The sequence below is a fragment of the Halolamina rubra genome, assembly GCF_000739555.1.
In the GTDB taxonomy this organism is placed as follows: Archaea; Halobacteriota; Halobacteria; order Halobacteriales; family Haloferacaceae; genus Halolamina; species Halolamina rubra.
Window position 1 is genome coordinate 25,777 of sequence record NZ_BBJN01000025.1, and the last position, 25,346, is coordinate 51,122.

General features: G+C 63.4%; 20 protein-coding genes. 7 read left to right on the forward strand and 13 right to left on the reverse strand.

Annotated features, from left to right (window positions below; genetic code table 11):
• The first annotated feature begins 107 nt into the window (after positions 1–107).
• Positions 108–263 carry a hypothetical protein gene (locus ACP95_RS15705; RefSeq protein ID WP_154018490.1) on the forward strand — a complete coding sequence of 52 codons (156 nt, stop codon included), beginning with the start codon at positions 108–110 and terminating at the stop codon, positions 261–263.
• Here the strand turns inward: ACP95_RS15705 and thrS are convergent, their stop codons facing one another.
• The 8 genes from thrS to ACP95_RS07385 form a co-directional block, all read right to left on the reverse strand.
• Entirely contained in the window at positions 264–2,192 is a 1,929-nt protein-coding gene (thrS, locus tag ACP95_RS07350; protein ID WP_049980582.1) for a threonine--tRNA ligase, read from the reverse strand.
• Positions 2,193–2,263: 71 nt separating this feature from the next.
• Positions 2,264–3,202 (reverse strand): DUF368 domain-containing protein, encoded by a 939-nt coding sequence (locus ACP95_RS07355; RefSeq protein ID WP_049980583.1) that lies wholly within the window; start codon positions 3,200–3,202, stop codon positions 2,264–2,266.
• Complete coding sequence (locus tag ACP95_RS07360) at positions 3,202–6,561, reverse strand: oligosaccharyl transferase, archaeosortase A system-associated (RefSeq protein WP_082224616.1); 3,360 nt, start codon at positions 6,559–6,561, stop codon at positions 3,202–3,204. Before ACP95_RS07360 ends, ACP95_RS07355 begins: the two co-directional genes overlap by 1 nt.
• 122 nt (positions 6,562–6,683) lie before the next feature.
• Positions 6,684–6,890, reverse strand: coding sequence for a hypothetical protein (locus ACP95_RS07365; protein ID WP_049980584.1), 207 nt, complete (start codon positions 6,888–6,890; stop codon positions 6,684–6,686).
• 8 nt (positions 6,891–6,898) lie between these two features.
• Positions 6,899–8,215, reverse strand: a complete 1,317-nt coding sequence (locus ACP95_RS07370; protein WP_082224617.1) for an oligosaccharide flippase family protein — start codon at positions 8,213–8,215, stop codon at positions 6,899–6,901.
• On the reverse strand, positions 8,215–9,750 hold the full coding sequence (locus tag ACP95_RS07375) for an alkaline phosphatase family protein (protein ID WP_154018491.1): 1,536 nt from the start codon (positions 9,748–9,750) through the stop codon (positions 8,215–8,217). Before ACP95_RS07375 ends, ACP95_RS07370 begins: the two co-directional genes overlap by 1 nt.
• A gap of 56 nt (positions 9,751–9,806) precedes the next feature.
• Positions 9,807–10,676 (reverse strand): hypothetical protein, encoded by an 870-nt coding sequence (locus tag ACP95_RS07380; protein WP_049980587.1) that lies wholly within the window; start codon positions 10,674–10,676, stop codon positions 9,807–9,809.
• 93 nt (positions 10,677–10,769) lie between these two features.
• Entirely contained in the window at positions 10,770–12,359 is a 1,590-nt protein-coding gene (locus tag ACP95_RS07385; RefSeq protein WP_049980588.1) for an alkaline phosphatase family protein, read from the reverse strand.
• 101 nt (positions 12,360–12,460) lie between these two features.
• Here ACP95_RS07385 and ACP95_RS07390 point away from each other — a divergent pair, with 101 nt between their 5' ends.
• Genes ACP95_RS07390 through ACP95_RS07400 form a run of 3 tightly spaced genes read left to right on the forward strand, consistent with a single transcriptional unit; the run spans position 12,461 to position 16,407 of the window.
• On the forward strand, positions 12,461–13,495 hold the full coding sequence (locus ACP95_RS07390) for a glycosyltransferase family 4 protein (RefSeq protein WP_049980589.1): 1,035 nt from the start codon (positions 12,461–12,463) through the stop codon (positions 13,493–13,495).
• Positions 13,496–13,519: 24 nt separating this feature from the next.
• Complete coding sequence (locus tag ACP95_RS07395; RefSeq protein ID WP_049980590.1) at positions 13,520–15,061, forward strand: alkaline phosphatase family protein; 1,542 nt, start codon at positions 13,520–13,522, stop codon at positions 15,059–15,061.
• Positions 15,058–16,407 (forward strand): sulfatase, encoded by a 1,350-nt coding sequence (locus tag ACP95_RS07400; protein ID WP_049980591.1) that lies wholly within the window; start codon positions 15,058–15,060, stop codon positions 16,405–16,407. The genes ACP95_RS07395 and ACP95_RS07400 overlap by 4 nt, the downstream gene beginning before the upstream one ends.
• An 88-nt stretch (positions 16,408–16,495) precedes the next feature.
• On the opposite strand, the gene ACP95_RS15290 is transcribed toward ACP95_RS07400, so the two are convergent.
• The 4 genes from ACP95_RS15290 to ACP95_RS07415 form a co-directional block, all read right to left on the reverse strand.
• The gene (locus ACP95_RS15290; protein ID WP_082224618.1) at positions 16,496–17,401 is read right to left on the reverse strand and encodes a glycosyltransferase family 2 protein; all 906 of its coding nucleotides are present in this window, start codon (positions 17,399–17,401) and stop codon (positions 16,496–16,498) included.
• Positions 17,402–17,509: 108 nt separating this feature from the next.
• Positions 17,510–18,862, reverse strand: a complete 1,353-nt coding sequence (locus ACP95_RS07405) for a sulfatase (protein ID WP_049980592.1) — start codon at positions 18,860–18,862, stop codon at positions 17,510–17,512.
• A 24-nt stretch (positions 18,863–18,886) separates the two neighbouring features.
• Complete coding sequence (locus ACP95_RS07410; protein ID WP_049980593.1) at positions 18,887–19,930, reverse strand: glycosyltransferase family 4 protein; 1,044 nt, start codon at positions 19,928–19,930, stop codon at positions 18,887–18,889.
• Positions 19,927–21,072, reverse strand: coding sequence for a glycosyltransferase (locus ACP95_RS07415; protein WP_049980594.1), 1,146 nt, complete (start codon positions 21,070–21,072; stop codon positions 19,927–19,929). The genes ACP95_RS07410 and ACP95_RS07415 overlap by 4 nt, the downstream gene beginning before the upstream one ends.
• Before the next feature lie 683 nt (positions 21,073–21,755).
• Here ACP95_RS07415 and aglJ point away from each other — a divergent pair.
• The 3 genes from aglJ to ACP95_RS16455 all read left to right on the forward strand — a co-directional run bounded on the left by aglJ (position 21,756) and on the right by ACP95_RS16455 (position 23,228).
• The gene (aglJ, locus tag ACP95_RS07420; protein ID WP_049980595.1) at positions 21,756–22,676 is read left to right on the forward strand and encodes an S-layer glycoprotein N-glycosyltransferase AglJ; all 921 of its coding nucleotides are present in this window, start codon (positions 21,756–21,758) and stop codon (positions 22,674–22,676) included.
• An 81-nt stretch (positions 22,677–22,757) separates the two neighbouring features.
• Positions 22,758–22,967 carry a ribbon-helix-helix domain-containing protein gene (locus ACP95_RS07425; protein WP_049980596.1) on the forward strand — a complete coding sequence of 70 codons (210 nt, stop codon included), beginning with the start codon at positions 22,758–22,760 and terminating at the stop codon, positions 22,965–22,967.
• 132 nt (positions 22,968–23,099) lie between these two features.
• The gene (locus ACP95_RS16455) at positions 23,100–23,228 is read left to right on the forward strand and encodes a DUF7503 family protein (protein ID WP_272913168.1); all 129 of its coding nucleotides are present in this window, start codon (positions 23,100–23,102) and stop codon (positions 23,226–23,228) included.
• A gap of 5 nt (positions 23,229–23,233) precedes the next feature.
• Here ACP95_RS16455 and ACP95_RS07430 read toward each other — a convergent pair whose 3' ends face one another.
• Positions 23,234–25,327: a hypothetical protein gene (locus tag ACP95_RS07430; RefSeq protein ID WP_049980597.1), complete on the reverse strand. Its 2,094-nt coding sequence runs from the start codon at positions 25,325–25,327 to the stop codon at positions 23,234–23,236.
• Positions 25,328–25,346: the final 19 nt, after the last annotated feature.

Here is a 25,346-nt window from a genome sequence, read left to right on the forward strand (position 1 = left end):
ACCAGCCTCGGACTCAGCGTGACTTGGGTCACAGCCGGACCGTCCCGTTCGTCCGCACGCAGTAACCTGCGGCGAGGATTGATGCAGCTGTAGGTCGAACTGTCGATATGGACGATCGCTCGAGAGGCGCGCTGTCGCCGTTCTTCCCGTCGGAGACGCCGTCGTTGCGGGGCAGCGGTCGGCGGTGGGTCGCGATCCTCCTCGCGTCCCTCCTCATCGTCGGCGCGCTCGTGGGGTTCGTGACCGCCTTCCTCCCGGCCTGACTACTCCTCGAGGAAGTCGGGTTCGAGACGCTTCTCGCCGCGCTCGCTCTCGAGGTGTGCGCGGAACGCCTCGGGGTCGATGTCGTCGGCCTCGCGCTCGTAGCGGTCCCGGACCGAGATGGTGCCCGCTTCCTCCTCGTCGCTGCCGACGATGATCATGTACGGCACGCGGTCGTCGTGGGCCTGCCGGATCTTCCGGCCGACCGTCCAGTCGCGGTCCTCGACCTCGACGCGGAACTCGTCGAGGTCGTTCTTCACGCGGTGTGCGTAGCCGAGCGCGTCGTCGGAAACGGGCAGGATGCGCACCTGCTCGGGCGCGAGCCAGAGCGGGAACTGCCCCTTGAAGTGCTCGATGAGGACGCCCATGAAGCGCTCGAAGGAGCCCAGCAGCGCTCGGTGGACCATCACCGGGTAGTGCTCGTCGTTGTCCTCGCCGACGTAGGTGAGCTCGAGGCGCCGCGGGATGTTGAAGTCGAGCTGCACGGTACCGACGGTCCAGCTGCGGCCGATGGCGTCCTCGGCGTCGATGGCGATCTTCGGGCCGTAGAACGCGGCCTCGCCGGCCTCGATCTCGTAGTCGAGCCCCTCGCCCGAGAGCGCGGCCTTCAGGGAGTCGGTGGCGTCGTCCCACATCTCGTCGGAGCCGACGGCGTTGTCGCCCTGGGTCTCGAGCTTGTAGCTGATGTCGAAGCCGAAGTCCTCGTAAATGTCCTTGACGACGCCGAGGGTGCTGCGGATCTCGCTCTCGATCTGGTCGGGGCGGATGAACGCGTGGCCGTCGTCCTGCGTGAACCCGCGCACGCGGAGCATCCCCGAGAGCTCGCCGGACTGCTCGTTGCGGTAGCAGGTGCCGAACTCCGAGAGCCGGATCGGGAGGTCGCGGTAGGAGTGGCTGGAGGTGTCGAACACGTGGGCGTGGTTCGCGCAGTTCATCGGCTTCAGGCCGTACTCGGTGTCGTCCTGCACCCAGTTGAACATCTCCCCGTTCTCGGTGAAGTTGTCGTAGTGGCCCGTCGGCTTCCAGAGCTCGGCCTTGTTGAGTTCGGGCGTCCACACCTCGTCGTAGCCGAGCTCGTCGTTCTTCTCGCGGATGTACTCCTCCAGTTCCCGCCGGATCGTCATCCCCGGGGGGTGGAAGTGGACACAGCCCGGCGAGTGGTCGGGGACGGAGAACAGGTCCATCTCCTTCCCGATGCGGCGGTGGTCGCGCTCCTCAGCCTCGTCGAGCATCTCGAGATACTCCTCGAGGTCGGACTCGGACTCGAACGCCGTGCCGTACACCCGGGTGAGCGACTCGTTGTCCTCGTCGCCGCGCCAGTACGCCGAGGAGATGTTCAGCAGCTCGACGGCGCCGATCTCCCCGGTCGACTCGACGTGGGGGCCCTGACAGAGGTCCTCCCAGTCGTCCTGTCGGTAGAAGCTGACCGTCTCCTCGCCGGCGGCCTCCTCCTCGAGGATCTCGCGCTTGAACCGGTTGTCAGCGTACTGCTCGAGCGCCTCCTCGCGGGAGCGTTCGAGCCGCTCGATCTCGTAGTCGGCCTCGATGATCTCGGCCATCTCCGCCTCGATGGCGTCGAGGTCGTCGTCGTCGAGGTCGACGTTCGTCACGTCGTAGTAGAACCCGTCGTCGGTCTGCGGGCCGATGGTGAGCTTCGCCTCGGGGTGGAGTCGCTGCAGCGCCTGGGCGAACACGTGGGCGGCGGAGTGGCGCAGCACGTCGAGGTACTCGTCGGACTGGTCGGTGACGATCTCGAGTTGGGCGCCGTCGTGGAGCTGGTCCTCCTTCGCGACGAGTTCGCCGTCGACGACGCCGGCGACGGTGTCGTCCCCGAGTCCGGGGCCGATCTCGTAGGCGGCGTCCTCGACCGTGGCGTCCTCCGGGACGGAGAGCTCCGACCCGTCCGGCAGCACGACCGTGATCTGACTCATACGGCACGCAACTGGCCGCGGGGATTAAGAGTTGACGAGACGCGCCCGCGGACCGTGGCACTGCCGACCACTCAGATGTCGATCGCGTCGCCGCCCGCGGCGCGGTCGATCCCGAGGACGAACGCGGCGCCGACGACCGCTGCCGCGGCGAAGGCGCCGATCGCGGCCGTCGTCCACCCGGCCTCGAGCCGGGTCGCGGTCTGGACCACCGGCGCCCTGAGCGCGCCGACGACCAGCGCGACGAGGAACGTCATCGTCGCCGCCTGCCGGTGTTCGAGCGCCCACCTGACCGCGTGGGCGACCGTGAACAATCCGACGACGCCGCCCGCGAGGAAGGTGAGGATCGTCGGCGTCTCGCCCGGGATCGTTGCCGGATCGCCGGTGACGATCCCGAGCAGGGCGTCGACGAAGTCGCTCAGGTGGTCGATCATGTACTCGTACTGGCCGAGCAGGAGCAGGAGCAGCGAGCCCGACACGCCGGGCAGGATCATCGCGGTCACGGCGATCGACCCCGCGAGGAACGTGACGGGGAGCCCGTGGCCGAGCGCGCCCGCCGCCCGCCCGGAGAGCAGGAAGGCGACCGCGAACCCGGCGACTGCGGCGGCCTGCTGGCCGCGGGTGTCGAACTGCATCTCGCCGCGCAGCAGCCACGCCGAGGCGCCGATCAAGCCGAAGAACCCGCCGAACGTCGCCGCCGGGTACGCCGCCATCGCGTGCTCGAGCAGGCGCGAGACGGTGACGATCGCGGTCGCGATCCCCAGCCCCAGCGCGGCGAGGAACAGCCCGTCGATCTCGCGGAACGCGTCGACGGCGTCGGCTCGACGGTCGGGCAGCGGCGCCGCGACGATGTCGAACAGTCGGTCGGGTTCGACGGCGGTGATCGCGGCGATCAGTCGGGGGTAGATCCCCGTCAGCAGCGCGATGGTCCCCCCCGAGACGCCGGGCACCGCGTCCGCGGCGCCCATCGCGATCCCGCGGAGGTAGACGCCCAGGGAGTCCCGTCCGCGCATCAGTTCGTCGCTCGGGCCGTCGGGGCGAACGCGTCAGTCAGCGCGCCAGTGTCGTCGACGCTCCCGGCGTCCGTGGAGTCACCGTCGGTCGTCGAGTCGAGCGTGACCGAGTCCGGGGCCGTGACGCTGCTGGTGTTGCTGTCGTTCTGTGCGCCCTCGGGCGCCTGCGAGCGCTCCTCGAGGGTGATCTGCTTGGGCTCCTCGTCGACGCCCAGCACCTTCCCCTCGGAGACGTCGAACTCCTGGCCGTACTGGATCGTGTAGCCGGACTCGTTCGTCGTCGACGGCGTCGTCACGGTGTAGCTGGAGTTCGCGCGGACGCTGACGTTCGTGTAGCCGTTCTCCGGGCCGAACTCGTCGTAGCCCGTCGTCGAGTACGGCAGCGTCATCGTGAACTCGCCGTCCTCGTTCGTCTGGGCCTGCTGCGTGTAGACGAACGTGGAGTTCGAGTTCGGCATCCGCATCTCCACGGAGGCGGTCACCTCGGTGTTCGCGGGCGCCCCGGAGCCCTGCACGGTCGCACCGGGCACCTTCTCGAACGTCTTCACCCAGTTGGGCGACGTGGCCGAGGTCTGGTAGATCAGCCCGTAGAGCTGGTCGCCGGCCATCTGGGCCTGTCGCCGGTCGTTCAGCTGGAAGTTGGGGTTCTGTGCCTCGCTGGCGTGGGCCAGCCGGTAGTGCTCCAGCGCGGGCACGTCCTCGCTCGGGAACGGCCCGACGCCGCCGATCTGGGCGCTGCCGTCCTCCTCGACGTACTCCTCGGCGGCGGTCATGTTGGGGAAGCGCTTGACCATCGACTCGTTGTCGCCGACCGTTCGGACCTCGACGGTGCTACCGTCGGCGGCGGTCAGTTCGCGGGTCTCCCAGTCGACGACGATCGGCTGGGCCTCCTGTGCGGAGCCGTGGTAGCGGTACAGCCGCACCATCAGGCTGTCGTAGTAGCGCTGCTCGTACAGCTGCGAGCGCATGTCGACGAACGTGCCGCGCTCGGTCTCCCGCAGGCTGTACACCGTCTCCGCGAAGTCGCCGTAGGAGACGTTCTCGTCGTCGTAGAACGTCACCGGCGCGCTGAACTTCGAGGTGACCGAGGCCATCTGGTAGTCGACCATCACGTAGCGGGTCTCCTCACCCGGCTGGGCGCGACGGTCGAGCACCTCCTGGGCCTGGCTCTCGTTCGGTGCGAGCAGGTAGTTCGCGGCGTTGGTCGCGCCCTGCTGGAACGGGTTGGCGTTCGGGATCCGCTCGCTCTGCGTGGTGATCCAGTGGCCGTAGTCCCACCAGGACATCACGCCGTATGCGCCCTCGGGGTACTCGAAGTCGTCAGTCCGCTCGTAGGCGCCGTAGTACTCCATCTGATCGGCGTTGCCGGCGCCGCCGAGGTTCCCCTCTTCGGGGGTGTTGTTCTGCATCCAGTCGAACGTCCCCTGCCAGGCGAGCACCGAGCCAGGCCCGGTGTTGTTGCCAGTCTGGACGGAAGTCGCCGTCTGCGTCCCCTGGCTCCCCGCACCGCCGCCGAGCGTCACCGGGACCGCGAGCACGGGTGCGGCGACGAGCAGGAGGACGGCCGCGATGGTGAGCACCTGGTGGCCCTCCAGCTCCTCGACGAACATGATCGCCGAGACCAGCACGGCCGCGGCGACGACGATCGCCGCGAGCGTCTGGTCGAGCAGCAGCAGGGCGAACACGACCGGGACCGTCGCGAACCCGATCGTGCGGACCTCGAGGTCGGCCGCCGCGAGCGCGGCGTCGACGTCGATGTACTCGAGCACGCGCGCGAACAGGTACGCGTTGGCGACGACGACGACGATGGCGAGGTAGTAGTTGAACCGCACCTGGGTGAACGCCATCGAAGTGATGAACGCCGCCCAGACCACGAACAGCAGGTCGGTCGACTCGTACTCCGCGACCAGCGGCGCGCCGGCGAGGAGTGCAGCGACGACGAGCAGGCCGAGCACCTGCTGGTCGACGCCGACGGCGCCGCCGACGACGCTCGGCAGCGGCGTCAGGAAGATCAGTGCGGTGATGACGAGGCTCCCGCCGAGGTAGCTGTACGCTCGCTGGGTCCCCTTCCGAATCAGGGGCCGGGCGTGCATGAACACGACACCCAGGACCGCCGTGAAGAACGTGATCCCATACTCCAGCACGACGCGCTCGGACGCGGAGTTGAGCCCGTACTGCTGGATGGAGGTCTGGCTGATGAACGGCTGGGCCTCCGAGATGGTGCGGGTTGCGGCGCCCGCGCTGAAGCCGACGATGCGGAGGAGGTTCGCAGCGACCCTGTCGAACAGCCCCGACGCGACGACGGAAATGATCAGGGTTCCGACGATCCCCAACCCGAGAACCGCGACCGGGTAGTACGTCGTGTCGAGGTCCTCGCGCTCCCAGTAGCGTGCGAGCCAACAGAGGAACACGCCCGCGGCAGCCACCGAGAGGGCGGCCAACGGCTGGAGCAGCGAGAGCGTCGTCGTCGAGGTGTCGAACGTGTCGATCGCGAGCAGGCTCATCAGCGCGGTGACCAGCATCGCCACCGTCACCGCGAACGCGACCGGTTCGGGCGTGTCGCCGTGAACGACGTCGGTGACGACGTTCAGGACGAGGAACAGGCCGACGATGCCGACCAGGAACACGGCTGGCGGCCAGGCCCAAAGGAACAGGCCGACGAGGACCCCGGCTGCGAGTGACCACGCGAGGGGCTCCTTCAGCGTGTCGAGTTCGCGGGACTCGATCAGCTCCTCGCGGATCACCTCCCAGACGGGCATCGTCCGGTCGGCGACGGCGACGGCGCCGAACAAGCCGACCATCGCGAGCCCCATGAAGAACGGCTCCGCGGCGTTGTGGTCAGCGGCGCCGACGAGGGTTCGCTGGAGGAACAGCCCCGGGAGGAGGGCGAGGAGGAGGACACCGAACAGGCCGCCGATGCGGCTACTGAACCGATTTCCGATGAAGTAGACGGGGACGACCGCGAGCGCGCCGAACACCGCTGGTGCGACGAGCAGCGTCTTGGCGATGAGGGTGTCGGTCGGGGACCCGAGGCCGATAATCAGGGCGACGAGGGCGATCAACTGGTCGTAGAGGGTACCGAACTGGCCGACGAAGTTCCCGATCGGAAAACCAGTCCAGATGTCGTACGGGATCGCGGAGGGGAAGTTACGGACGATGTAGTTCGTTTCGCGGAGGTGGTACCAGGCGTCGTTGCCCGAGAAGTACACTTCGCCGTTCTGGATGAAGCGGGAGTAGCTCTGCATCCGGACCCAGAACATCCACGCCATCGCGAGGAGGAGTGCGGGGACGTGGTACCAGTCGACCGCAGTGTCGCGGAACGACTGGAGGAAGTCGTCGCTTTCGCTGCGCGAACTCATTGGCGTGAATCGTAGCAAAAGGGGGATAAGGTTTGTGAAAGAGCGGGCGTTTAGCTAAGAAGCCACACGTCAAAGGAAGGGAAATTATCGAATTGACCATCACGCGACCATTCGTCTTGGAACTACGATGTGGGGGTGATGTCGGAGAACACACTCCATGCCGTTGTTCGGAAGTGCTTACTGATAACAAAGAGAACGCCGAAGTACGTACCACCACCAAGGGAGAGTAGCGCGATCAGTTCGATCCATCCCCCGATCGGGGCGATGCGATCGCCCGCGACGGAGACGATCGCGAACATTACACTAGCACTGATCCACTGCTCAGCCATGGGACGGGTCAGTACAAAACGATCAAATACGGAGCGTGCGACAGCCTGATAGGCAACGAAACGAATTGCCTCGGCGACGATCGTTGCCGCAACACACCCAGCAGCCCATAGGTGACGCCAAGAGCATACACCAGAGGGAGGTGGATGAGAACAGTGAGAAGACTCACCCGGAATCGAAGGTCAGGGCGATTCATTCCGTCCAATACGGCCTCGAACGGCATCTTGTACACGTTGAACACTTGGAACAGGGCTAATCCGACAAGCGCGGGCCATGCCGGAGCGAAGTCCTCACGGAGCAGGTAGACGAGCAACGTTTCCGGCGGGAGCGCAAGCGCCCCCAAAAATAATGGTGCAGCGATGAGCCCGACATACGACATCGCATTGCGGAGGTCGTGCTGGACATCTTCGCCGAGCGAAGACAGTCCGCTCGCCTTCACTACCAGTGAATCGCCGATACTGATAGCAACGAGTGTGGCTGGCATCGTCACACGGATAGCTGCCTCGTAGTATCCAACGACGGTACTTCCCGCTAGGAACCCCAGGATCATAGGGTCCATGCGAGTGTAGAGATTATCGACCAGTGCGTTCGGAACGCTCCAGCGCGCAAATGAGAGTGTCGATCGCACGGTTTCACGAGTCGGTATACGCGGTCGAACACCGATCAGCAGGAATCCGAGTAATCCGGTGATGATTGTCGCCCCGACTAGTCCACCCATAAGGCCGACCGCGCCGTAGCCCATCATTATTAGCGCCACCTGTCCACCGAGCGTGAGAACGCTCCGGAGTGTATCCACCCAGAAGGACGCCCCGGGCTTGCCGATGCCAGCGTAGATACGGTTCGTCAGGGTAAACAGGCCAAGTGAGCCGACGATCGCGACACCGCCATACGCGTATCTGACTGGGCCGAGTTCGGCACGAATGATCCCTTCGAGTAGGTAGACACCCACGAGGAGAGCGCCTGTAAAGGATATCAGTACGAGAAGTCCCAAACCAAGGTATCGCTCTACTTCGGCCTCGACTTCTGCGACACGCTTCTTGATGGCGTTCGAGACACCGCCCATCCCTTGCACAAGGAACTTGGCGACAGCTAATACGAAGTAGTAGAGCCCGATCCCAGCCGGGCCGAGAGTCTGTCCGAAATAAACGAACCCTAAGAACCCAGTCGCCGTCAGGAACACCTTAGCGAGTAGGGCTACGGCAGCCTCTCGCCCCATACTCAATCCCGCAGTATCGGACTCAAGAGCCTCGGAGGACGGAGTATCCGTTGATGAATCAGTTCCATCGGGCGATTCTTCACCCCGTTTGGACGGCCCCTCGTCCGGCATTACTCGAGATAACCCAGATCGGCGAGTCGGTCCTCTACAGCTTGATCCCGCTCCGAGTCGTCCAGCATCTCGCGCGTCCGTGGCGTCGGAAGCTCTTCCGAAGCCAGATAGCTCGGTTGTCGATCTTCGACAATGATGTCGGTACGTGCTTTCCCGTCGAACTCGGGGGAGAGAGGCTGGCCGACTGCATGCATGACCGTCGGAAGCACGTCCACGACCGACATCCCTTCCACCTCTCCAGAGCCAAACAGGGGCCCACGGGCGGCGAACAGCCCACGGTACCGATGGTTGAAGTTGTTCGTGTCGCTCGCGTACCCGCCAGTAGGTGACTCAAGTGTCGTTGGGTAGTGTCCGGGTGCTGGTCGAGCAATGAGGTCTGGAGTCCACTCGCCCGGATCGTTATAGGCCTCGTCAGCCGTTAGAACAGCCCGGAAAAGGTCGTTGCCGTCCTCGTCGGTCAGAGCAGAGATACGTTCCTGTAACTCGGCGATGAGTTCGGTTGGATCGTCCACAGTCGGGTGATCGAAGCGGTCGTCGTTGACGAAGACACAGCCGTATCGGAGCTGCCACGCTCGTGAATTCGGGTAGTCGATCGTGGGCGTCGCAGCCTCCTGAAGGCTCTGTCCCGCATCGGTCGCAATGATGTAGTTGTAGGCCTGCCTCATGCGCTCGAAGAGCCAGTCCGAGCGTTTCGCCAGTCGTTTCGCGGTGCCAACTGCCAACTTGGCCGTTCGTGAGGCGTCGTCGTTTTGTTTCGTGGCGAGGTATCCTTCCTCCTGCAGCCAGTCCGATAGGTGAATGTTCGTGTGCTTGTACTCAAAGCCGTGGTCACTCATCAGTACGACGTTGTCAGCCATCTCCGCGAGGTCCGCCGCACAGGAGTCGACCGTCTCCAGCAGTCGCCGGTAGTACGGGCCACGAGTGGCGTCGTCCGAGAAGTTCGATAGAAGATGTCCTGCCCAGTCGGGTGTCGAAAAGAGGCAGAACCCCACCTCCGGATCGTACTTCTGGAAGGCTTCCTTCGCGAAGTCTCGACGCCGCCGAGTGATCTCACAGACGTGGTCGAAGTAATCGTCCGGACGTGCTTTCTTGGCCTTGTCGTGGTCGAGAACGTAGTCGTCGAAGGTGTCCAACTCCTGCAGGTGATTGGGGACCGCGTCTTCCTTGTCCTTCGCCATCATGGCCGCGACGAGGTGGCTGTTCTCGCCCGTCGGGACTCGTCCGATCGATCCGGGGAGGTTGATGAATATTGAGTCGTCAAGCAGGTCGTACGCAGCGGCGTCCTTCGTATTCGTTTCCAATGTGTCCCGTTCGTAGTTCGGGAGACGGCGAATCATGTTCGGCCGACCGTGACTTCCCGGATCCTTTCCAGTCGCGAACGACGTCCACGCCGGGAGCGTCGTCGGGGTATCGACACTCATCAAGTCACCAGAAATACCGGATTCGAAAACCGTGGACAGATACTCAGGTTCGATATCGAACCGGTCGAGCATATTGAAGGAGAGACCGTCCAATCCGAGGACGAGCAGCTTCATGTCTACCTCACTCACCGGGACTGAAGTCAGTCTGTCGATCCGGTAACGAGGGGCCCCTACTCCATATAGCCGAGGTCTCGCAGGCGTTCGCTGACTGTCTCGTCCGACGCTGAGTCGTCTATCGCCTCGCCATCCTCGATCTCGATCTCGGGGCGATCGTCACTCTCCCGTACGTGCCACGGGACCTTCGTGAGCTCGTCGACGTGGACCCCGATTCGGTGGCTGTAGTAACGGACGGGAAGTGGTGCCGCCCGCTCACCGAGCATTTCGCCGTGATCAGCGGTGACGACGAACCGCCCCTGGATGTCGTCAAGCAACTCCGCCGCGGCATCCAGCGCGAGGTCGGCGTTCTCTTCGTACGCCTTTCGGAACTCCTCGCGCGACGTGAACTCATGGAAAACATCGTTGACCAGCTCCGAGAAGAACCCACGTCGCTCGTCCGGTCCGGTCCCCATATCCAGTTCGCGTCCGGTCGGGCCAATGAACGGTGGGTGGGGTTGGTTGTAGTGGAAGAGTAATCGCTTGTTGGGGTACTCTGCCGCTGCTTCGAGACACGCGTCAGTCATGTCCTCCGGATGGACGGTGTGGAGATCGTCGTCCCATCGATCCTGCCAGACGTTCCACACGGCGTGGAACTCCGTGTTCAGTTCGTCGTGGTAGCGGTAGAACTGGGGGTTCGCAGTGATGTAGACAGTGTCGTGCAGTTCGCGGTTCTGGAAGTTGCCGAAGAGGAATTCGACAGTCCCTCCACCCCGGGAGGTGCGAGTCTCCAATCGACCGGGCAACTCCGATCTGTCGGCGAAAGTGTCGTACCGGAACGAGTCCAGAATTGCCAGGGCATCCCAGTCCTCCTCGAAGATGTCCACGCCATCGGGGTTGTAGTACGCTCCGTGTTTCCGGCGGTTGTAGACAGCGTTGACTTCCATCAACGCTTCGCGCGGACGGCGTATTCCTCGTCGAATCTCTTCGAGGCCATACATGCGTGGGACGATTCGGGACGTGGGCTTGCCTCTTGTGGTCTACTCCAAGTACCCTAAATCCGCGAGACGCTCCTCGACAGCTGTATCGTCCGTCGTTGCTCTATCCCCCGGGTCGAACTCAGGATACGCCTCCTGATCGGGTCCCGGGACGAACGACTGACCGTCCATCGTCTCGTCGGGAGCGACACCCATCGATGCTAGGACTGTCGGTGCAACGTCGAATATCGTCGCATCCCGTAGCTCAGCTACGTCTGCTCCCTCGCCACTCACGGCGGCAATACCGTCGCGCTTGTGATTATACGGCTCGGGCTCTTCCCACGTATCTCCGATCAACGAGGACAGGGAGTGTTCGAACTCCCGTGGAACGCAGAGGATGTCGACCGCTTCGTCGGCGTAGGGGCCGTAGATGTACTCCTCCCGTGGAGTGACCGATTCGAACAGGGGCTCGCCCTCGGGAGTCTCAATCTCACGGAGCCGCGTCATCAGCTCCTCGCGGGCCCTGTCGTATTCGGCGGACGGAATCTCGCCCTTCGGGTCTCGACCGGCGACGTTCATCCGGATGCCTAGTTCGGATGGTGAACGGAGGTAAGCCCGAGAGTTCGCGCGGTCGACACGCTCGCTCGCCGCGAAGACGGCTGAGACGGGGACGTGCCGTCCGACGAAGTCAGCGAGCCCAAACGCTTCGAGGATCGATTTGCCTCGTTGGTAGGTCAGTCCGAACTTTGCGGCGAAGGCGGCTGCCCGAGCGATAGCTGGGTGCGTTGTCTCCTCGTCACCGACGAGCTTCTGGTCTTTCAACTGGAACCACGAAGGAACTGAGTCTCCATCCCGTGTCGTCACCACGTCACCTGATCCTTTCAGATACTCGTTGATCCGGAATTCGTGTCCGCTGTACGGTCCCATCCCGTGGTCGCTCGCGACGATCACGGTGTCAGGTTCGCACTCGTCGAGAATCGCCCTAAGTTGGTCGTCGACGACTTCATAGATCGCGCGAACCTTCTCGTCGTCGCCAGGGAAATCGTGGAAGACGGCGTCGGTCTTCTGGAACTGGACGAACCCGAAGTCCGGGTCGAACCGCTCGTCAAGGTAGCGAAGTGCTTGACCTCGTGATTGAGTGAGATCGAGGTAGGACTCGAACTTTGCGGCGTCGGATTGACTCTCGTCGGTCTCTCGAGGGGCGTAGACTCGGTAGTCACCAAGTTCCTCACGTACGTCGTCCAAGAGTCCTTTAGGGTGGCATTCAGGGTGTTCCGGGGCGAGATAGCCCGGGATGAGCGCGCCGTCGAACGGCCGAGGTGGTGCGGTTACAGGTACGTTGACGACTGCACTCGTGTAGCCCGCTTCATCGAGATACTCCCAGATGGTGCGACGACGGACGTGGCTCGCGTTGACGAGGTCCCACTCGTATCCGTCGAACGAGAGAAAGTCGAAGACACCGTGTTTGCCGGGGTTGGTACCAGTATACATCGACGGCCAGGCGCTGGCAGTCCACGGCGGGATCTGCGACTCGAGCGGCCCGTGCTTCCCGTCCTCGAAGATTTGCCGGAGGTTCGGGAGTGCTCCCTCCTCGAACAACGGATCGAGAACGTTTGCACAGGCCGCGTCGAGACCGACGAGGAGGGTTTTCATAGTTCACCGAACCGGAGGACCGGGCAAAACGGTGACGGTCCACTATCCCACAACCGGACCAAGACGGTGCGTTGAAGCCATAAGCCCTCGATTGTCCACATATGGACCCCGACACGGCCGACGTGGCGATGCTGTATCAGGATCCACACCCTGCTCACGAAGGGTTCGCCGACGCAGTCGGGGCAGACCTCGTGAACTATCGCGGTCGGGAGCCGAGTGTTTTCGGTGACTCGTTGGCGTCGGATGCGTACAACGGGCTCTCTCTCCCGGAGTACGACGTGTTCATCGTGGAGGGGTCGCGTCCACTTTACACTGCGGTCGCAAAGGCGTTCACGAGCGACGCAAAGTTTGTCTACCTCTGTGCCGACCACGGTCTCCACGCCCTCGGGAACGGGGAGTTCGAGGGCGACTCCGCGCTCAAATCCCTCATTGGGCGCTTTGGGACGCCGATGGTCCGCGCGGTCGGGAGCCGCACTATCGACGGCGTGATCGCCGTCTCGGAGTTCGCCGCCGAGTTCACCCGGCCGATCGTCGGCCCAAACACCCCGATAGAGGTCGCCCATCCGTTCATTCAACCAGCGGTGTACGACGCGCTCGGAACCGTATCGCCCGCCCTGGAGAGTAAGACTGCCGTCACTGTCGGCCGTGCAGCGCGCTACAAAGGCGTCGATCTCCTCGTCGACGCTTGGGAAGAAGTCCGACGGACCCATCCCGAGGCCGAACTCCACGTCGTCGGCGGAGGCCATCCTGAGGACTACGACCGAGTCGAAGGCGTCGAACGCCGGGGCTACGTCGAGTCGCTCGTCGATGCTTTCGGGCCGGCGTCGCTGTTCGTTCAACCTTCCCGGATGGACACGTTCCCCGTGAGCACGTTGGAGGCGATGCGGGCGGGCCTCCCCCCGCTCGTCACGGAAGGTGCTGGAACCCGATCTGTCGTCCGCGAGGTGGACGAAGAGTTGGTCGTCGAGGCCGACTCCGCCTCGATTGCACGCGGCGTGTCGCGGCAGTTCGGCAACTCCCACACCACGAACCGCCTTCTCGCCGCTCGCGCGCGGCGGATCGGAAGCCAGTTCGACGCCGACAGCCGGAAGGCAGCGTTTCGAAGCGCCTTCAGACGTGTTCTCGAAGGGTTTTAGCCACGCCCCGCGCACTTCAAAACCATGACTCTCTACGTCGTCGGGCTCGACGGAGCGGAGCCGTCCCTCCTCCGACGATGGGCCGACGAGGGCCACCTCCCTGCGTTCTCCCGACTGTTCGAGAATGGGGCGAGCGGTGGGCTGGAAACGACGCTCCCCCCGATCACGTTCCCCGCGTGGAAGTGCTACTCGACCGGAAAGACGCCCGGAAAACTCGGCGTGTACGAATGGTTCGCCTTCGACGCTACCGGCCCGTCGATCGAGACGAACGACTCTGCGGACTTCCGCTCGCGGGAGTACTGGGACGTACTCGCCGACGGTGAGTACGAGCCAGCGACGGTGAACATGCCGACTACACACCCACCGAACACCGACGAGGGTGTGCTCTGTATCGCTGGCAGTCCCGCTTCCGAACGCGAGACGTTCACGAAACCCGAATCACTGAAAGACGAACTCCTTGATGTCGTCCCCGACTACCGAGTGAAACCCGAACTCGTCATCGGCGAAGCGAGCGCGGACGAACTTGTTGCCGAGGCGGAAGAGCTGATCGACCAGCGGTTCGACACGGCGGAGTGGCTGGCCGAGGAGAAAGGTGCGAACCCGATTCACTTCACGGTGTTCGTCACTGATACTGTCCAACACCGTCTCTGGGACCGTCCCGAGCGACTGCGGGAGATGTACGAGCGCGTTGACGAACGTCTCGGCACGCTCCTGGACGATCCCGACGCCACCGTCGTCTGCATGTCAGATCACGGTTTTACCGAGATTGAGACGGGGTTCTACCCAAACCAGTGGCTCGTCGAACGGGGTGATCTCGTCGGCGGAAGCGACACGACACAAGGTGCGCTCGCACGACTCGGCCTGACCCGCGAGCGCCTGAAGCGCGTAGTGGACAGACTCGGGCTCGTGAACGTTGCCCAAGCGGTGGTTCCGGAGTCGGCACAGCGATTCTTCCCGTCCGAAGATGGTCGAACCGCGGTACAGGACGCGCCGATCGACTGGTCAACGACCAAAGCCATCTCGCTCGGCCGGGGTCCGATTTACCTGAACGACCGGGCATTCGCGGACGACGACGAACGGGAATCGTATCGCTCGGCGCTCCGATCGGCGCTCGAATCGCTCGAGACACCGGACGGAACACCCGTCGCCGAAGCCGTCCACGACCCCGAGACGTTCTACTCGGGGACGTGCCCCCGGGGGCCGGACCTCCTCGTAGAGTACACCGAAGGTATCGACGCTCCGGAAAGCGTCGGTGGCGACGTGTTCGGGAACAATTCTGACTGGCTGGCAACCCACCGCCGAACCGGGCTGTTCGCCGCGGCGGGAGAGGAAATCGCGACAGGCGAAACGGACCTCTCAATCTACGACGTGGCACCGACGCTCCTGCACTTGCTCGGCGAAGCGGTCCCGGAGGACGTCGACGGCGACGTGCGTTTCGACGTTCTCAACGGGGAAGCGGAGGAGCGTGAGGTGGAGACTGGTCCACCGTCTGCAACAGACGCAAGTGGGGAGCGAGCGGGGGAAGAAGTGGAAGAGACGCTACGGGATCTGGGATACGTAGAATGAGCGTCCTCCAACGCTTCCCACGACTGAACAACCTCTGGATGGACGCAAAACACCGGATCTCGCACCGATTGGCACGGCGGGAGCAGTCCTTCTCGCGGGAGTTCTCGATCGATGATCCGCGCCCCGTCGTCGTCGTCGTGATCGACAGCCTCCGCGTGGATCACGTGAGTGAGTTTGGCTACGAACGGCCAACGACGCCGACGCTGGACGGCGTCGATGCCGCGGCCTTCCCGAACGCCAAAGCGCCCGCACCGTGGACTTTTCCGTCCGTTCCCTCGATCCTCTCCGGGCGCTATCCACACAACCACGGGGGCTGCTTCGACACCGATCCCCGCGACCTGTCCTCGGAGCAGTTCCCGAACAAACCCGCCCCAGAGGTACCGATGCTTCCCGACCTCCTCTCCGCGGCGGGCTACGAGACGGCGATGGTGACCGCAATCCCGATGGCCGAACGGGCGGTCGGTGATCGGTTTGACACCGTGAGCGTGAAGTATACTGATGCGGAGGAGCGCGTCGAGACGGCGATCGACTGGTTGCGCGGCCGCGATCAACCCTTCCTCCACTTACAGCTGGGAGATCCACATGCGCCACTCGACATACCCGATCGGCACCGCGAAACCTTCGACGTTCCCGATATCGAAGGGGTTGAGGACTGGCGCTTCCGAGAGACGACCGACGGAGAGGGGTTCGAGGCCTACCGCGACGCACGAACCCGTGCCTACGACGCCTCGATAAGAGGATCAGACGATGCGCTAGGGGGCCTATTTGGGGTCCTACCTGACGACGCCGTCGTAGTGGTCTGCAGTGACCACGGCGAGGCACTCTGGGACCATCCTGAACTCGAACGGGAACTGAACGAAGACCCTCGAGGCTACTATGCGACGGACCACGGGCACAGCGTACTCGGAGAACTGACCGACGTTCCGCTCTGGATACGTGCACCGGGCGTGTGTGGGGATACCGAGAAAGTCTCGCTTATAGATATCGCGCCGACGGTTCTGACGGCTATCGGCGCGAAAGGGACATTGGAGGTCGACGGGACTCCCCTTCAGGGCGACACGAGGCAGCGGCCGCTGCCGGTTCTCAGCGAAGAGACCGGCTACGGCTACAACCAACGAGCGGTGTGGGTTGGGGACGAGAAGGGTGTCTCGATTCCAGAGACGGGGCAAGAACGGCGTTTCGACCTAAACGAAGATCCGTGTGAACTCGATCCCCGCAAGGGCTTGAACAGTTCTCTCAAGTCGGCGTTCCTCAAGTTCGATTTTGGTGAGGAATCTGGCGGCAAGAAGATGGAGGTAGATGACGCGACCAAGGACCGTCTGGAGGAGCTGGGGTATCTGGAGTAAATGCTGCCGCCATCCGAGGAAAGCGTTCAGCAGTATAATACACAGCCGTCTGGTCTACTGTCGGACCCCGTAACCGACGAAAATCAGTTCAGGACCAGAGGTTCGTTGCAGCACCGAGTCTCGCGGTCATGTCGGCGAGGAACTTGACGAACCCAACGGCGGAGTCGTTCGCAGCCCGCAGTTCGTTAAAGAGCAACAGCGGGAAGGCGAACAATCCGACAACTGATGGGAGGAGTGACCTACCCCCCCGTCCCCTAACCGACGCCTGCCCATTTCGATAGCGCTGTTGAAACAGCCCAACGAGTGTGTAATCCCGAAAGTGCCAGGCCGTGATGGGAATGTACGCGTTATCGCCGCTATCGAGTACGTTTTCTTGAAACGGTCGCTCGGATTCGAGATCACCCTTCGAGGTGTATCTGGTCGAGCCGATTGCATCGCGGCTGAATGCAACGTTCTGACAGCCAAACGTACGTAGCTCTACGCCCCCAATAGTCACACCGTCGTCCTGCTCCTTTGCCCACCCAAGTTGGTTCGTGCGTATCCGCTCCTCGTCAACTCGCGCAGCGAGGCGGTGTCGGACCGCCTCGTGCGGCCAGTTACTCCCCCCACACGTTACGATGCCCTCGTTGCACTCGATAGTCCAGACGATGCCAGAGATCCAGTTCGGCGGGAGTATGCAGTCGTCGTCAGTAAACGCGACAATATCACCGGAGGCGTGATCTATCCCAAGATTCCGGGCGTGGGCACTCCCTCCTTCTGTCTGTTCGACACCCACGATATTGGGGAACCCATCGACTAGCCGCTTTACTTCGGGTGTCCCAGTGTGGACAACGATTATCTCGGCAGGCAGATACTCCTGTGTTTGGAGCGATGCGATAGTAGTCGGTATCTTGTGCTGACGGTCTTTCGTCGGGATCACCACACTAACGTCCACATCAGCAGGTGGAGGATTTGGGGGGAAATCCGGGTTGTTAACGTAGTTCGGGATAGACATTTCTCATAAATAGCCAATTCGCGGCTCCGAATTAATTTTACCCTTGAAACGTACCACTCGTCGAAACGGAGAAGAAGAGGTTCGTAGGGGCGTTCCGCGTACAACGGCTTACTTGTAACCTAGTGCCTCCAGATGCTCATCGACCATCTCTTCTCCCTCCTCGATTGCCTGCGAACCCGAGCGCATACGCTCCATCTCCGCAGTATGCTGATCAAGTGCAGTCGCGAGTTCGGCTTCTGCAGCCACCTCGTCTCCAAGTCGATCATCGTCGGCCGTCTCTCTCGGGTTTTCTCGAACGTTAAACAGGTGTTCGCCGTCGTCAGCGTGTCTGAGCAGCTTCCAGCCGTCCGCTCGCCGGACGTAACACCGTCTGTAGTTTACGTCTCTCCCCACGTCACCGAACGCGAACTCTCGACCCTCCCCAGCCGCGAGTTCAAGCGCCGATTCACCCTGCCACTCGGCCGGTTGGTCGACCCCGACGCTATCGGCGAGGGTTGGGGCCGTGTCCAGTAGGCGAATCTGCCCGCCGTGTTCGCCATCCCGCTCGAGGCCGTCCAGCAGGAACGGCACCCTGATCGTCCCCTCCCAGAACTCGGGGGGATGGCCACCTTTCCGATGTTCACCGAGGAGTTCGCCGTGGTCTGCGGTAAACAGCGTGACCGTCTCCTGGCGAACCCCTAGCTCCGCCAGCGAGTCAAGGAGCGTGTGGAACTGCGCGTCTGTGTAGGCACACTCCGCATCATATAGATCGGTCAGGACATCCCACTCCTCCCCACTCATCTTCTCAGGGTGGTGGGTGGCCTTCCGAGAGAGCGCACGACACTGAGATACCGAGCGCGGCGAGTCGAGGAACTCCTCTTGGTACGTAACGGGCGCCTCGTACGGGTGGTGGACGTCCATGTAGTGCAGCCAAACGAACCATGGTTGCTCACGCCCCTCGATCCACTCGATCGCCCGCTCGTTCAACGACGCTGCACGTTCGTACTCGCTCTCCTTGCCAGTTGCTGCTGAAAGAGCGCCGTCGACCCGTGTGTAAACCGACTCGATCGCCCGGAACAGTGCCCCCTTCTTGTCCAGATTCGATTGCACGAACTGCTTCAGCCGCCCCGCTTCCGTCGATCCCGAGGCGTCGTGGAGCGTATCGAACCCGCGGTCGAAGTTGTAGTCACCAGACGCGAAGTGATTGTCAGTGAAGCCAGCAGTGTCGTAGCCCGCATCAGAGAGGTGCTCGGCGAGCGTTATGATCCCGTCCCCAGACTCAGGGATACCCAGTCCTTCGATACTGGCAAAGTGCCGTGAAGCATGGATCGCCGGGAATGACGCCGGCGTTGAAGGACCGTTCGCGACTGCATCGGTGAACGAGAGTGCTTCATCCTCGAACTCCGCGGTTTCGGGCATCACCCGCTCGTTCACCCGATCGGCGCGAAGGGAGTCCACCGTGACGAGGAGGACGTTCTGCATAAGGAAGGTACCGCTTGATAGGGACTAAACGTTGTTGTACTTCGTTTCGACGCGATCAGTTACGTCGCCCCACGTCACAAGCGCTGACCGGTCCGGGACGATATCTACGCCGGTTCGAACAGCGTCGGTAACGGTCTTCTGATCCTCGTTGGAGACGTCGATACAACTGTGGCGATCGATCCAATCGGTGAGTGCCCCCGAATCTCGAACCACACACGGCGTCCCCGCGGCCAACGCTTCCGCAACGGTCATCCCGTATGCCTCAAACTCCGACAACGTCACGTACACGTCCGCACCCGCGTATAGTCTCGGCAGCCGTTCGTCGTCGACGTAGCCGAGGAACTCCACTCGATCTTCGACGCCCTCCTCGATGGCCACCCGCTCCAGTTCCTCTCGATACGGCCCAGATCCAGCCACCAACAGGTCGTACGCCTCCAACTCCGGCATCGCTCTGATCACGTGCTGTACGCCTTTGTACTCCTCTAGGCGACCGACAGTCAGCAGGTACGGCCTGTCACGAACCTCCGGCTCCGCAGACGCGAACCGCTCAACATCGACGCCGTTCGGAATCACCGTCGCGTCGACGCCGAAGTCCTCCCGAAGCCGGTCACGCTCCCACTCACTCACCGCGATCACCTTGTCGGCCTGCTTGACCGCCCACTTCCCGAACGGGTGGTACAGCGACAGCAGTCGATCACGGAAGTCACTCGCACTCTCCCCGTGGTAGTGTGCCGTCACGACGAACCGCTGGTCGGTCACACCCAGCGCAGCGAAAAGCAGGGGAAACGAGTGGTAGTTGTGCGCGTGGACAACGTCCGCATCAGTTTTACGAATCGACGACGCGATACCCGGGGCGATGTGGAACGCCTCCCCTGGCGAAAACCCTCGATGTCGATGCACTTCGACGCCGTTTCGGAGCTCCCAGCCGTCGACATCCGGGCCGAGATCGGCGGTGTGGACAACCACCTCGTGACCACGGTCGGCTAGTCGCTCGCTGATCTCCTTCACGTGCGTCTCGACGCCGCCAGTGTTTGGTGGGTACCGTGGAGTAACCTGCAGTATCTTCACCCGTACACCTCCCGCAACTCCTCGTCGATCTCCCACGTCCCGTCACCTTCGCCACCCAGAAGCTTCAGGCTCGCACGGAACAGCGATACCTGCGTGTCGAACAGCGAGTACGCCGCCTGCAACCCGCCCAGCTTCTCACGCGAGCCGAGCGCCACGAACCCGCCGACTGCCGCTGGAACCGCCAGCCCCAGCGGGCCACCGACAGCCAACCCACCAACTGTCGCCAGCGCGATCGACGCCATCACGAGCCACGGCGAGAGGATCATGAACCACCAGTTGAACGGCAGCACGGCGCGCCCGTACGCACCGTACCCGCCCAGCATCTCGCGCTGTCGCCAGAGCAACCGGATCAGCCCCATAGCGCGGCGATCCTTCTGCTGTCGGCGCTTTCGGAACGTCGAGTGGGCGGCCTCCTTGTACTCGATCTCGGGGTCGAACACGACACGGTCGCCGCCCTTCCGAATCTTCAGCGCCAGTTCCGTGTCGTCGGCGATGGAGTCCTCGTCGATGGGGACGATGGCTTCGTTCTCGAACGCCGAGAACGGGCCGTGAAAGATGAGCGTCGAGTCGAGGTGTGACTCCAGCGTCTGGATGTGGGCCTGCACGTCGCGGTAGCCCTCCTCTACCTCGCTCCCACCGAGGGCCTCCGCGTTCCGCCCCGTGACGGCGCCGATATCCGGGTCCGCGAGGTTCGCCGCCGCCTCGCGCAGCGCGTCGTCGGCGATCCGGGAGTCACAATCGGTTTTGACCACCATCTCGTTCGACGCCGCTTCGTAGGCTTCGTTCAGGGCGACCGCGAGCCCGCGTCGCTCTTCTTCACGAATGAGCGTCAGTTCGGGCGCCTCGCGGTCCGCGAAGAACGCCTCCACCAGCTCCGGCGTCTCGTCGTCGCTGGAGTCGACGACGACGACCTCCACCTTCTCCATCGGGTAGTCGAGCGAGACCAGTTCTTCCAGTTTGGCCTCGACGATCCCTTTCTCGTTGTACGTCGGGAGGACGATACTCACCGTCGGCTCGGCGTCGTAATCCTTCTCCGCGGGCGAGCCCTCGGGCCCGAGGAGCCAGTACAGCCCCACGTAGGCCAGATAGGGCAGGCCGGTGAGCGCGAGGAGGCCGGCCAGCGCCTCGACGTAACGTCGCATACCCCATCCTGGACCACCGCGGGCAAAAACCCCGCCGGTGTGTGACTCCCGAGAGGTAGTCAGCCGGAAGTCCCATCGAGCTGTTGGAGCGCAGAACTGTCTTCATACTCAGAAAGACGGCGGATTTCGGCGTCAGCGACGCCCACGCAGTCATCGAGGCGTTTCATAATCGGATTTCGGTCCCGCAAGGGCTGTACCTGTGAGTTACAGTAGCTGAGTAATACTGTTCGTGCCGTCGTTGCCGACAGATTGAGACTGAGAGTATTCTGGAGTGGCTAGAGAGGCGCTGAAACCTCCGTTTCTGAATTTTCTTGGTCGTCATCTCGATTTGGAAACCGCCAGAGGGAAACCGATTATGAAGATTTTCACCCCGTATTTCGAGGTCTGAACCGAGAAGCACTCTGAACCTCATGTGCTGTTTTCCACCGCTTCGGCGGTTCTACTCGGCATTTCCCGTTCTGTCTGGGGCGAGTGTGATTGGCTTTTCTGGGTGATGTGTTACACTACTTGCGGGGATTTGGGGCGATTATGACCCGACTAGCAGGGGGTTTTGCGGGCGTTCTCGTTTCATAATCGGTTCGCGTCTGTCGGTTCCACCCGATTAGGAATCGCCGAGTCTATCCAGAAGCATTCGCGCCCAAGTAGAAGCCTTTTCACTCCACCCCACACCACACGGAGACGAGATGCCCGACCCCGAGCAGGTTACCGTCCTCCTCCCGACGTACGACGAGGCGGCCACCATCGGTGACGTCGTCGACGGCTTCCGCGAGCACGGGTTCGACGACGTCCTCGTGATCGACGGGGGCTCCGAGGACGGCACCCGGGAGACCGCTCGCGAGCACGGCGCACGCGTCGAGGTTCAGTCCGACTCGGGGAAGGGACAGGCGATTCGCGAGGCGGTCCGCGAACACATCGACCGCGAGTACGTCCTGATGGCCGACGGCGACGGCACGTACCGGCCGGAGGACGCCGACGCCATGCTCGCGCCGCTCGAGGAGGGGTACGACCACGTCATCGGCGATCGGTTCGCCGACATGGAGGCGGGCGCGATGACCAGCCTGAACCGGATCGGCAACAAGCTCATCAACCGACTGTTCGGGACGATCCACCGCGAGGAGTTCTCGGACATCCTCAGCGGCTACCGGGCGTTCACTCGCGCGTCGTTCGAGCGCCTCCACCTCTCCGCGGAGGGGTTCGGCATCGAGACCGAGATGGCCGTCGAGTGCGCGAAGCAGGGAATCCCCACCACGGTGGTGCCGATCACGTATCTCGAGCGCCCCGCAGGGTCGAACACGAACCTCCACCCGGTGCGTGACGGCGGGATCATCTTCCTCGAACTGTTCCGACGGGCGAAAACCAACAACCCGCTGTTCTACTTCGGGAGCGTCGGCGTCGCTTCCGGCGTCGCGGGCTCGGTGATCGCACTGTACGTCGCCGTCGAGTGGTTCGTCTACGGCGTCCCGCACGAGGTCTGGGCGCTCGCGGGCGCCGCGGGGATCCTCCTCGGCGTCCAACTGCTGATGTTCGGCGTGCTCTCGGACCTGATCCTCACGCTCCACCGCGAGCAGCTGGACCGGATCGAGTCCCTCGCCGGCGACGACTGAGCACCGGAGGCATCGGCGTCGTCGCCGCCCACGAGGCGACGGGCCGGCGTCCTTTTCCGCACTGGCGCCCGAGTGCCGAGTATGACCGACTACACCACCGTCTCGATCCCCACCGAGCTCGCCGAGCGCGTCGACGAAACGATCGAGGGCACCAGCTTCTCGAGCACGAGCGACCTCGTCCGGTTCCTGCTCCGCAGCATCGTGATCAAACACCAGGAGCGCGGCGAGCTCACCGAAGCGGAGTTCGAGGAGATCGCGGAACAGCTCGAGAACCTGGGGTATCTCGACTGAGAGGTTCCAGTCGGCCGGGCGTTCGGTCCGGTTTCCTTCCGTCGGTTTGACTCACATCTCGTTTATGACGCCCTAGAATCAAACCGAGTAATATCTATCAACATATATAGCGAACTGTTCGCATGGAGTGTAATGTCCGAACTCAAGTCGTTCCTGGCCGACAACCCGAAGATGATGGGCGTGCTGTTCACGATGATGCTGTTCCTCTCGCAGGCGGGTAGTGTGGTCGCTGACTCCGCGCACGCGACGGCGGGGCCGTAAATTTACTACAAGTCGAGGTCGTTTGACCACTGAATAGAGCCGGCGTATTTCGTCAGGTCCCCATCAACCGCTTGGAGGAGCCGTTCACGGTTCTCATACACTACTTTACCAATCCGGCCGGGGACGAGATGCTGCCGTGAATCATCCCCGATAGATAGTGACGCCATCGAGCCAACATCCAGATCGCTGTCAGGATAGGCACGGACGGAAACTTCGTACCTCTCTTCTTTCTCTTCAATTTCAGTTAACATCGCTCCGATTCCCTGTCCCTGAACGATGTCTACGTCCCCGTCCCCAACAACCGAGTACTGCCCGCCGACGAACGACTGCTTACTCGCTACTGAAAGCGCAGACTGCAGCGGGAACCCGTGATTCAGCAGCTTCACCATCGCTTGCCCGACCCGCGTCGCGCCACTGTTGACAACCTCGGTCAGCGTGACGACGCCGCCGACGGCGCCGTTCTCCAGCAGCGCCATCCCCTGGTCGTAGGAGGCACAGCCGTTGAGGAAGAACGCGTCGATGCCCACGAAGTCGAGCTCGCGCGCGTCGAGGCGGCCGTCCGTACACTCGAACCCGTCGGCCTCGATGTGGCCGACGTAGTGGAGGAACTCCCGTTCGGTCTCCAGGACGGCCTTGAGCCGGTCGGTCGTCAGGTTGCGGTACACCCGCAGGTCGAACGGGAACTCCGCGTCGTCGCCGTACACCTCCTGGGCCACGTCGCCCTCGTCGGTCATCCCCTCGTCGTTGACGACGACGGTGACGCCGATCTCCTCGGAGGGCGTGTGTTCCAACCCGTTGCGGTAGCCGTCGATCGACGCCTTCGTCGCGCCGACGGGGACGCCGTCGTCGGCCCAGACCGTCTCGAACGCGCCGGTCGGCTCCGGTTCGACGAGATCCGGGAGCGGCCCCTGGGGGGCCTGCGCCCGGCCCGTGGCGCGGGTCGCACTCCTAGTCGGCCCCGTGACGGCGTTCGGGCTGGGCGTCGACGCCCCCGAGCGGGCGAAGTCGAACAGCGAGTCGGTCTGCACCTGCTCGGCCGTCGTCGCCTCGCCGGCCGGCGTCTTGATCGTCGCGAGATCGTCGATCAGGTACGGCAGCAGTTCGGCGTTCTCGGGGTCGGGGGCGACGTAGCCCGCCGTCTTCCACTCGGGCACGCAGTCGGCGATCCGTTCGTACGGGATCGAGAGGTAGGCGTCCAGCCGCGCCGAGAGCGAGCGGCCGTACAAATCCGCCCAGTCGAGGTCGACCAGCGCGTCGACGTCCGCGCGCTCGGCGAGGTCGACCGCGTAGAACCCCTCGGTCCGGGCGACACAGTCGAACAGCAGCGTCTGCTTCAGCGTCTGTGCGACGGTGTCCTCGAACCCGTCGGCGCCGTCGAGCCGGTAGCTGAACCCATCTTCACCGACGAGCCGCGGGACGCTCCCCGGGACTACTTCGGCGCCGAGGTAGAACGCCAGCGGCGCGACCGGGTAGACGTAGCGCAGGTCCGGCGGCACCTCGATCCGGACCCCCGCGTCGGCCGCCGCCATCCCGTCGGGGATGTCGAGCTCGTCGCCGAGTTCGATCTCCGGCGGGTGGCCACGCAGCGTCGGGTAGGAGCGCTCGACGGAGGTGGTCTTCAGCGACGACGACATCGCCGACACCGCGCGCATCATCTCCCGGGGGTCCTCGGTCGTCGTGATCGTCCCCGCGGGGTGGTTGTGCCGGGAGCGCCCCGCGACGAACAGGTCGCCCTGGGTGCGCACCGTCGTCGTCATCCCGTTGGTCTCGACGCTGAGCGACCCCTCGATCCGCACGTACAGCTTCACCGGCTGCTCGAGCTCGATCAGGTACTCGCCGGGCTCGAGGTCGAGCTCGTCCGTGCGGTCCATCTGGGCGACCACGTCGCCCTGGCCGTCGCGGACGAACGTCGCGACGTAGCTCCCCAGGGTCACGCTCTGGGTGTCGATCCGCGCGGCGGCGTCGACGGGGAAGTAGAACCGGTTGCCGTCGATCGGCTCCGTCGCGGCGGGCTCGGGCATCCGCAGCACGCACTGGCGCTGCTCGATGCTGTCGGTCACGTGCAGCGCGGTCCCGCGGGTCGCGATGTCGATGCTCACCGGCGGCCCACCCCCGAGC

Bases quoted from the DNA above. Each gene is read 5' to 3' on its own strand.
- ACP95_RS07385 (WP_049980588.1), bottom strand. From the start codon at position 12,359: ATGAAAACCCTCCTCGTCGGTCTCGACGCGGCCTGTGCAAACGTTCTC.
- ACP95_RS07355 (WP_049980583.1), bottom strand. From the start codon at position 3,202: ATGCGCGGACGGGACTCCCTGGGCGTCTACCTCCGCGGGATCGCGATG.
- ACP95_RS15705 (WP_154018490.1), top strand. From the start codon at position 108: ATGGACGATCGCTCGAGAGGCGCGCTGTCGCCGTTCTTCCCGTCGGAG.
- ACP95_RS07405 (WP_049980592.1), bottom strand. From the start codon at position 18,862: ATGCAGAACGTCCTCCTCGTCACGGTGGACTCCCTTCGCGCCGATCGG.
- ACP95_RS07360 (WP_082224616.1), bottom strand. From the start codon at position 6,561: ATGAGTTCGCGCAGCGAAAGCGACGACTTCCTCCAGTCGTTCCGCGAC.
- ACP95_RS07425 (WP_049980596.1), top strand. From the start codon at position 22,758: ATGACCGACTACACCACCGTCTCGATCCCCACCGAGCTCGCCGAGCGC.
- ACP95_RS07375 (WP_154018491.1), bottom strand. From the start codon at position 9,750: ATGAAGCTGCTCGTCCTCGGATTGGACGGTCTCTCCTTCAATATGCTC.
- ACP95_RS07400 (WP_049980591.1), top strand. From the start codon at position 15,058: ATGAGCGTCCTCCAACGCTTCCCACGACTGAACAACCTCTGGATGGAC.
- ACP95_RS07370 (WP_082224617.1), bottom strand. From the start codon at position 8,215: ATGCCGGACGAGGGGCCGTCCAAACGGGGTGAAGAATCGCCCGATGGA.
- thrS (WP_049980582.1), bottom strand. From the start codon at position 2,192: ATGAGTCAGATCACGGTCGTGCTGCCGGACGGGTCGGAGCTCTCCGTC.
- ACP95_RS07390 (WP_049980589.1), top strand. From the start codon at position 12,461: ATGGACCCCGACACGGCCGACGTGGCGATGCTGTATCAGGATCCACAC.
- ACP95_RS16455 (WP_272913168.1), top strand. From the start codon at position 23,100: ATGTCCGAACTCAAGTCGTTCCTGGCCGACAACCCGAAGATGATGGGC.
- aglJ (WP_049980595.1), top strand. From the start codon at position 21,756: ATGCCCGACCCCGAGCAGGTTACCGTCCTCCTCCCGACGTACGACGAG.
- ACP95_RS07395 (WP_049980590.1), top strand. From the start codon at position 13,520: ATGACTCTCTACGTCGTCGGGCTCGACGGAGCGGAGCCGTCCCTCCTC.
- ACP95_RS07415 (WP_049980594.1), bottom strand. From the start codon at position 21,072: ATGCGACGTTACGTCGAGGCGCTGGCCGGCCTCCTCGCGCTCACCGGC.
- ACP95_RS15290 (WP_082224618.1), bottom strand. From the start codon at position 17,401: ATGTCTATCCCGAACTACGTTAACAACCCGGATTTCCCCCCAAATCCT.
- ACP95_RS07365 (WP_049980584.1), bottom strand. From the start codon at position 6,890: ATGGCTGAGCAGTGGATCAGTGCTAGTGTAATGTTCGCGATCGTCTCC.
- ACP95_RS07380 (WP_049980587.1), bottom strand. From the start codon at position 10,676: ATGGAAGTCAACGCTGTCTACAACCGCCGGAAACACGGAGCGTACTAC.